Source organism: Janthinobacterium algoris (genome assembly GCF_051380935.1).
Taxonomy (GTDB): domain Bacteria; phylum Pseudomonadota; class Gammaproteobacteria; order Burkholderiales; family Burkholderiaceae_D; genus Janthinobacterium.
The window spans coordinates 1-8,219 of record NZ_JBNYXZ010000038.1 but is presented as its reverse complement, the minus strand read 5'-3'; the positions used below and the strand labels follow the sequence as shown (position 1 = coordinate 8,219).

General features: G+C 70.0%; 4 protein-coding genes. All 4 read right to left on the bottom strand.

Annotated features, from left to right (window positions below; all coding sequences use genetic code 11):
- The coding region (locus tag ACQ4W7_RS28985) for a hypothetical protein (protein ID WP_436535177.1) at positions 1-866 on the bottom strand (866 nt) is incomplete at its 3' end.
- Positions 853-2,532, bottom strand: a complete 1,680-nt coding sequence (locus ACQ4W7_RS28980; RefSeq protein ID WP_436535175.1) for a GspE/PulE family protein — start codon at positions 2,530-2,532, stop codon at positions 853-855. The genes ACQ4W7_RS28980 and ACQ4W7_RS28985, both read right to left, overlap by 14 nt.
- Positions 2,529-3,608 (bottom strand): type II secretion system F family protein, encoded by a 1,080-nt coding sequence (locus ACQ4W7_RS28975; RefSeq protein WP_436535173.1) that lies wholly within the window; start codon positions 3,606-3,608, stop codon positions 2,529-2,531. Before ACQ4W7_RS28975 ends, ACQ4W7_RS28980 begins: the two co-directional genes overlap by 4 nt.
- A 160-nt stretch (positions 3,609-3,768) precedes the next feature.
- The gene (locus ACQ4W7_RS28970) at positions 3,769-7,713 is read right to left on the bottom strand and encodes a hypothetical protein (protein WP_436535171.1); all 3,945 of its coding nucleotides are present in this window, start codon (positions 7,711-7,713) and stop codon (positions 3,769-3,771) included.
- Between the last annotated feature and the right edge of the window lie 506 nt (positions 7,714-8,219).

Here is an 8,219-nt window from a genome sequence, read left to right as displayed (position 1 = left end):
CGGCAGGCGCGCGCCGCCAGCCGCAAGCCCGGCGGGGCGCCTTCCGGCGCCCCGCGCGGCGGCAGCGCCAGCGCCGCAAACGGCGCCCCGGCGCGCGCGGCCGCATCGCCTTCCTGCGCCAGCTCGAATACGCCGACCTCGGCCACCGCGGCCAGTTGCGGATCGCGCAGGCAAGCGCGCCGCCATGCGTCGCGCAGGCGCTGTGGCTGCGCTGCGCGCGCGTCCTCTCCCGTGCGCAGCGTCACCTCGCCGAGGTGGTGCCGGCCAGCGCCGGCGCCGCGCGCCAGCACCAGGGCACCGCCGTCGAGCAGCAGCAGCGCGCGCGGGCGCGCCGGGCCCGGCCGCCGCGCCACCTCCCAGGCCGCCACCGACAGCGGCAAAACCGACGCCAGGTGCACGCCGAGGCGCCCCGCCAGTTGCCCGAGCGCGTACAGCAGGGGCGCCGGATAGGCCAGCGCCAACCGGGGCGCGCCGAAGGGCGCGTCGTCCAGCCTGAAGGTGGCGTCGGCGCCGACTTCGAAGCCGGCCAGCGCCAGCTGAACCCGGGCATAGGTCAGCGCGCCGTCGCGCCGGCGCGCGTACCGGTTCCATGGCGCCCCGGCGACAGCCAGCCAGCGCTCGGCCAGCACCACGCGCAGCTGGCGCGGCGCGGCGGCGCCGGCCCGGGCCGGCAATTGCAGCGCCGCCTCGGCGAGCGTCTGCAGCGCCGCCTCGACGCCGCCGGCGGCCTCGATGTCGACCCGCAGCAGGCTGTCGCGGCGCCATTGCGCGGTGGCGCCGGCGCCGTCCAGCACGCCGCATTCGACGCCGCGCGCGCCGACGAACAGCAGCAGCGTGGCGCGCCGGCCCACCCTACCCGGCCACACGGGCCAGCTCCTCGAGGGTGGTGTCGCCGCGCGCCACCGCGCGCCACGCGACGGCACGCAGCGGTTCCATGCCGGCCAGCGCGGCGCGCTCCTTGAGCTGCGAGATCGGCGCCTGCGCGACGATCATCTCGCGCAACGCGTCGTCGAGCAACAGCACTTCCGCCACCGCCTTGCGGCCCTTGTAGCCGGCGCCGCGGCAGTGGCCGCAGCCGCGCCCAGCCTTGAAGGTCCAGCCGGCGACCTGGGCCGCCGACAGGCCGGCCGCCTCGAGCAGTTGCGCGTCGGGCTCGAGCGCCACCGCGCAGTGCGGGCAATTGATGCGCAGCAGGCGCTGGGCGACGATGCCGTTGAGCGCCGCCGCGAAACTGTAGGCATCCACGCCCATGTGCAGGAAGCGCCCCAGCACGTCGAACACGTTGTTGGCGTGCACCGTGGTAAACACCAGGTGGCCGGTCAGCGCCGCCTGCACCGCGATCTGCGCCGTCTCGTCGTCGCGGATCTCGCCGACCATGATTTTGTCCGGGTCGTGCCGCAGGATCGAGCGCAGCCCGCGCGCGAACGTCAAGCCCTTCTTCTCGTTGACGGGGATTTGCAGCACCCGCGGCAGGCGGTACTCGACCGGATCCTCGATGGTGACGATCTTGTCGCGCCCGGTGTGGATCTCGGTGATGGCCGCGTACAGCGTGGTGGTCTTGCCCGAGCCCGTCGGGCCGGTCACCAGCAGCATGCCGTGCGGCTTGCCGGCCAGCCGGCGGATCGCGCCGATCGCCCGGCCGTCCAGGCCCAGGTGCTCCAGCCGCAGCGCCTCGGCCCGCTCGCCCAACGACTGCCGGTCCAGCAGGCGCAGCACCGCGTCCTCGCCGAAGATATTCGGCATCACCGAGACGCGGAAGTCGATGTCGCGCCCGTTCACGCGCACCTTGAAACGGCCGTCCTGCGGCACGCGGCGCTCGGCGATGTCGAGCTCGGCCATCACCTTGATGCGCGACACCACCTGCTCGGCCGTGTCCTGCCCCTGCACCTGAGTGATCGGCACCAGCACGCCGTCGATGCGGTACAACACGTGCAGGCAGCCGGCGTCGCACTCGAGGTGGATATCGCTGGCCTGCAGCTTGAGCGCGTCGTAGAGGGTCGAATTGACCAGCTTGACGACGGCGCTGGCGTCGTCGTTGATGCTGGCCAGCGTGATCACGGCTGCGACCTCCTCGTCGTTACGCCCGGCCGGGCCGGGCGCGCAGCCGTCCATGGCGCGCAACTGCTGCTCGGACTGCAGCAGGTAGGCCTGCACGTCCTCCGGGTGGGCCAGCGCCACGCGCGGCGCGGCGGCGCCGCAGCGCCGCAGCGCCCAGTCCTCGGCCGCGCCGTCGAACGGGTCGGACAGCACCAGATGGGCGGCGCCGTCGCCGCCGCGCGCCAGCAGCAGGCCGCGCTGCACGCAGTCGGCGTAGCCGAGCGCGTCGAAGTCGGGCCGCAGCGCCTGCAGCGCGGCCATCGCCAGCACCGGATAGCCGCAGCGCGCGCCGAGCACCTGCATCAGGGCGGCGGCCGGCCAGCCGCTGACCTGCTGCAGCGCCGCCAGCAGCGCCACGTTGTCGCTGGCGCAGAGCGCGCGGGCCTGCGCCATCAGCGCCGCCGTCAGCGGACACGGCAACGCCGCCGCGCTCATTGCACGCTCCCGGCCAGCTCGAAAATCGGCATGTACATCAACACCACCACGGTGCCGACCACTATGCCGATGAGCACCATCAACACCGGCTCGAGCAGGCGCGAGGCCCAGTCGACCCAGCGCGAAAACTCGTCGTCGGCGAAGCGCGCGGTGCGCTCAAGCATGTCGGCCATCTGGCCGGAACGCTCGCCCACCTTGACCAGCGACTCGGCCACCGCGCTGGCCAGGCCGGCGTCGACCAGCGCCGCCGACAAGCTCCGGCCCTGCTCCAGCGCCAGGCGGCACGACGCCAGCGCGGCCTGCTGGCGCGGCCCCAGTAGGCCGCCCACCATGCCCATCGCCCGCGGCAGCGCGATGCCCGAGGCCAGCAGCAGGCTAAGCGCGCGGTAGAAGCGCGCCAGGCGGAACGCGTCGGCCCGCTGCGCCAGCCAGGGCAGGCCCAGCACCCTGGCCGCCAGCCAAGCGCGGCCGCCGGCCCGGCCGACGCCCCAGGCCAGCGCGGCCGCCGGCGCCAGCAGGGCCGCCGCCGCTGCATGCCAATTTTTATCGACGAGTTTGCCGAACGCCAGCAGCATGGCCGACAACCACGGCAGCTCGCGCCCGGACGACTCGTACACCACCGCGAAGCGCGGCACCACGTAGCCGAGCAGGAACAGCGTGACGAAGCCTCCGACCAGCAGCAGCATGGCCGGGTAGATCGCCGCCGACACCAGCTTCTTGCGCAGACCCTCGAACTGCACTTGGTAGGCGATGTAGCGCGTCAGCGCCTGCGCCAGGTCGCCGCTGCGCTCGGAGGCGCGCACGGTGGCCACGTAGACGTCGGGGAAGTGCTGCGGCGCCTGCGCCAGCACGTCGGAGAAGTTGCGCCCCTCGCGCAGCGCCTGCAGCACGGCCGCCAGCACGGCGCGCACGCCGGCGTGGCGCTCCTTGCTGTGCAGGGTCGACAGGGCCTCGGCCAGATTCAGGCCGGCCTCAAGCAGGGCCAGCAGTTCCTGGCTGAACAACACCAGCGGAAAGCGCGTCGGCGCGGCGCGCGCGCCGCCACCACAGGCCACGACGGCCTCGAGCGCCAGCACGCGCAGGCCGCGCGCGGCCGCGCGGCGCAGCGCCTCGGCCTCGCCAACATCGCTGAACTCCAGCGTGTGGGCGCGCCCGTCCACGCCCTGCACGGTCAGGCGCAAGCGCGGCGCGGCGGCGGCCGTCATGGCGCACCGCCCACGCCTGCCGCGGCGCGGCCTAGCGGACGACGAGAACTGACCATGTCAAACCCTTCTGCAAAATGGAGGAGGCACCGGACGCCCCGGACGGTGCGCGCACCGTCACCGTCGTGCGTGAATTGGCCAGCTCGCCGGCGCCGATGGCGTTGAACTCAAGCGTGCCGAAGACGCTCACACCGGGCGCGTTCGCCAGCGGCGCCGCGTTGGCGACGGCGATCGCCGCGCCAAGATTGCTCAGCTTGGCGGAGACGGTGAACTCCGAATAGGCAGCATCGAGCTTGCGTTCCGCCACGATGCGGATATCGCATACCCGCAGCGACTCGTCGCCGGTGTTCGACGGCGCATAGACCACCTTGCCGGCGCCAGTGCTGGCGACGCGCCCGGCGAAGTTCAGGTCCTCGGTCAGCACGGCGCCGATACGGGTTGTGATCGACAGCGGCTCTTTGTTGCACTGGTAGGGCAGCGAGAGCGCAACCAGGCGGATTCCCGATGCGCCCGACACCGCCAGGGCATCCGGCGAGGCCGGCACGGCGTTGCCCGATATGAGCAACAGCATCGCGCTCTCCGAGGCGCCGGACCAGCTCACCGCCACCGTGCCCGCCGCCGCCTCGTACCAGGTGGCTGGACCGGATATGCCCAGCGTTCCGCCCGGTTGAGCGTTCGGTATCACCACGGCGCCCGGCGCGTAGCCCCGGCCGACCCCGCTGCCATCATAAATTTCGGCGTAAACGTAGTACACGCCCGGGGCCAGCGCCGCCGCGTCCCACACATAGCCGCCCGACTGCGCGCCGCCCTGCGGCGGCAAGCCGTCGACGATGCGGGTGCCGCCGAAACCGTTCGCGCTGGCGCTGAAGTACAGCGCCACCGTCGCCGTCGAATTCGGGTCGGCGCCCTCCCAGCGGATCGTCACCTGGCGGCGGCCGTCGCTGAGCTGGGGGACGACCAAGGCGACCGGCGACGTCACGGCGATCGCCAGCCCCTGGCTGGGGGCACTGCGCACATGCAACATGGACGCCGCGCTCCAGCCGCTGGCCGCGCCGGACGCGTCGAGGGCGCGCACGCGCCACCAGTAGGCGGCGCCGTCCACCAGCGGCGCCGGCAAAACCAGCGCGCTGTTGGCGGAGCTGCCGTCGGCGAACTTCTGGCCGAGCGCGGCGTCCTTGTACACCTCGAACTGGTAACGCACCGCGTCGCCCTCCGGGTCGGCCACCGGGTTCGCCTCCAGGCTCGGATGCAGCGACGCCGTCCACGCCGCGTTGCCGGGGTTTTTGACGGTCGGCGCCGGCGGCGCGTGGTTGGCGGCGCTCATTAGGAAGTGCGAGCCGGCCCAGGCCGACTCGATCGGGCCGCGGCGCGCCTTGACCCGCCACCAGTAACGCTGGTCCTCGACCAGGTTGGTGGCGCTCCAGCTGGCGCCCGCCGCGCCGGACGGTTTCACCAGGCCGGATATGCGCTTGTTGCCGGAGTCGAAAGTGCTGACGTTATCAATCTCAAACACATACCCGTCCGGCAGCGCTTCCTGCTCCGTGCGGCGGCCCGCGACCAACGCGGTGGTGGGACTGGTGCCGCGGCTGCCAGCGGCCGGACTGAGCGGCAACGGGAGCGGCGCCTCCGGGCTGGTGGTCTTGACCGTAAACGTCCTGGCCGCGGCCTGGGTCTGCCCGCCCAGCGCGTCCTTGGCGAGCGCGCGCCAGTAGTAGTTGGGCGCGTCCGCCAGCGGCACCGGCACGGTCCACGACGTGCTGCCGCTGGCGTCGCCCGGCAAGTCGGCCGACTGCGCCAGGACCGTGCTGAGCGCCGCGTCGCGGTACACCGTCACAGCGTAGCGAATCGCGTCGCCGTCACTGTCCTTGCTGTTGGTCCATGCCAGCGCCGGCGTGTGCGAGGCGACGGCCCAGAGCGGGATGGGACCGTTCAAGTTGAACTGGTCCGGCACATTGTTGAACGTGTTGACGGAAAAGCGCGCGTAGACCCACGGACTGAACACTGCGCCGTCGAAGGCGCGCGCGCGCCACCAGTAGGCGGTGTTGTTGTTCAACGCGTCCGGCAGCTGCCAAATAGTGGGGACCGACAGCGTGACGCCGCCGGCGCCCGCGCCGGGCGGCCCCTTGTCCAGCAAGGCGGTCGCCAGCAATTTGGTGGCGGCCTCGTCCGCATACAGTTCAAACTGCACCTTGCTGGTCGGATCGCCCGCCTCGCCCGAGGCCTGCACCGCCAGAACGGGTGTACGGTGCGTCAACCGGGCCCCCGACAAGGGCGACAGTATCGTCGGGATGGCCGGTCCCGGCGGCGCCTTCGCGGCCTCAACGCGGATGGCGGCCGAACGCACCGCGCTCAGGCTGCCGTCGCTGGCGCTGTAACTGATCGGGTAATTTCCCGCGCTGCCCTTGGCCGGCGTCCAGTCGAAAATGGCGCGCGCCAGGCCCGCCGCAGCGGCGGCCTGCGGCGTCAAACGGGCGCCGACCGGCAGCGGCGCCGCCGCGAACGTCAACGCCTTGCCGTCCGGGCTGCTGGCCTCGACCAGGAAAGAAACCTGCTTGCCTTCCTGGACCACGCGGTCCGGGATAAACTGCATCACAGGCGCGCGTGGACCCGCCGGCGGCGCCTGGAACTGGCTGTCGTACTCGCCGCTGCTGTTCACGTCAAACAGGTTGACCCAGTACTCCCACTGCTTGGTGCCGGCGTTGCGCGTCTTTGACAGCCACACGTTCTCGGCCGACAGTTGCTTGGCATCCGAGCGCATGACCTTCCCCGGCACCTTGCTGCCGTTAAACGGATCGGCCAGCCGGACATAGGAAAAACCGGCGGTGGGCGGAAAGCTCAAGCGGTACTGCGCGCCGCCCGGGGTTGTGCCGGCCGTCAGCGTGGCCACGCCACTGCGGTCGCTCACCACGGTGTCCGGGCCGTCGGACTCGTACACCCGGACGACGTCGCCGTCGCGCGCCAGGAAGTCGCGCACATAGTCGCGCCCCGGCAAATCGACGCGCACGTCGTGGATCAGCGCGTGGGCATTGGCCGCCTGCAAGATCGACGTCAGCGCGCCGCCCAGCTCGTCCGAGTGGCTGAATTTGGCGGTGTATTCGACGAACTTGCCGGCCAGCGTGGTTTCCATGTTCCAGCGCGCCATCTTGCTGGCGCCGCCGGCGACGTCGCCGAAATTGGCCAGCAGCGTGTTGTGCACCGGCGCGTCGTTGACATAACTGCCGGTCAGCAGGAAATTGATCAGCAAGCCCTGCAGGTTTTCGACGATCTTCGGCTGAGCCGAGTCGATCTTCAGCGCCTTGGCGGTGGCGTAGCCATTGTTCTTGACGCGCACCCCCAGCGTGAACGGCTCGGCCGCCTCGATGGCGGGCGTGAGCGGGTCGTCGGCGTTGACGTCTTGCGGCAGAAAATAGTCCAGCGTCAACGACGGCAGCGGCTTGACGGTGATTACGGCGGGGGCGATGTCCAGCACCGTTTGCTCGGTGCCATATTGATATTTCAGCGTGGCGCCGACCAGGTATTTCTTCCCCAGCGCCGTCGCGGCCGCAGAACCCGGCGCGGGAATCAGCAGCCAGTTGACGGTGCCAGTCGTCATTGGCGCGACCGCGCCGCTGCCGTCGATGGCGGCAATGTTGGTTTTGTTGGACACGCGCACGAAAAACCGCGCCGAGGTGTCGTTCGGATTGTCGCTGACCGGCACCGGGCTGCCGCTTTCATCGCGGACCTTCAGCTCCACCGCGACGTTTTCGATCACCCCGGTGTCGGTGGTGTTGCTGATCCTCATCTCCGCGTCGAAGGCCTGGCGCTCCAGCGTCAGCGCCTGCTTGATCTCGATCTTGACGCGGGCGCAGACCGTCGCCTGAGCCAGGACGGCGGGCACGGACAGCAAGCCGGCCGCCAAAAGCAGCACGGCGGCGAACCACCTGCCGGATGCGCTACGGGATAGTTTCATTGCAGGTGTGTTTGTCGCGTTCGTTTTCATCGCTTACTCGACTTGAAAAAATCGATACACCGGAATACCCAAAATGATGGCGAGCGACCTGACGACCGGTAGCTATTTGGCGGGCCTTGCGTCCGCAGTCGAATTAACAGGTACGTCTTGTAGGGAGGATATATGGCGGCGGCCAATCCGCAATGCCGCTTTGGGCATTAGTTGATGCGCAGCAACAACCTCAACAGTAAACCAAAAGAACGACGATTCTTTTTTTCCCATTTGATGTCATATAAGAACGACCAGGAGGCGCCGGCACCAACGCCGCACGCATGTCCGCGTCAAATTCCCCAGAGCGCCTCAAAAATACTCCTAAATGACGGTTTAAAAACTTCATAGCAACTTTCGGGTCAAGGCATCTTTGGTAAGCGTCAAAGCAGGCTTCCGATTACCCATATCTTTCGGATGCGAGATTGAAGCCCAGCTGCATATCCGCAAGGCGACGCATGCCTCGCCACATGACGATGTTTCCTGGTGGGGAGTCGTTGGAGCGTGCG

What these genes read in the sequence shown, in the direction of transcription:
- ACQ4W7_RS28980 (WP_436535175.1), bottom strand. Translation starts at nt 2,532, where the DNA reads ATGAGCGCGGCGGCGTTGCCGTGTCCGCTGACGGCGGCGCTGATGGCG.
- ACQ4W7_RS28970 (WP_436535171.1), bottom strand. Translation starts at nt 7,713, where the DNA reads ATGAAAACGAACGCGACAAACACACCTGCAATGAAACTATCCCGTAGC.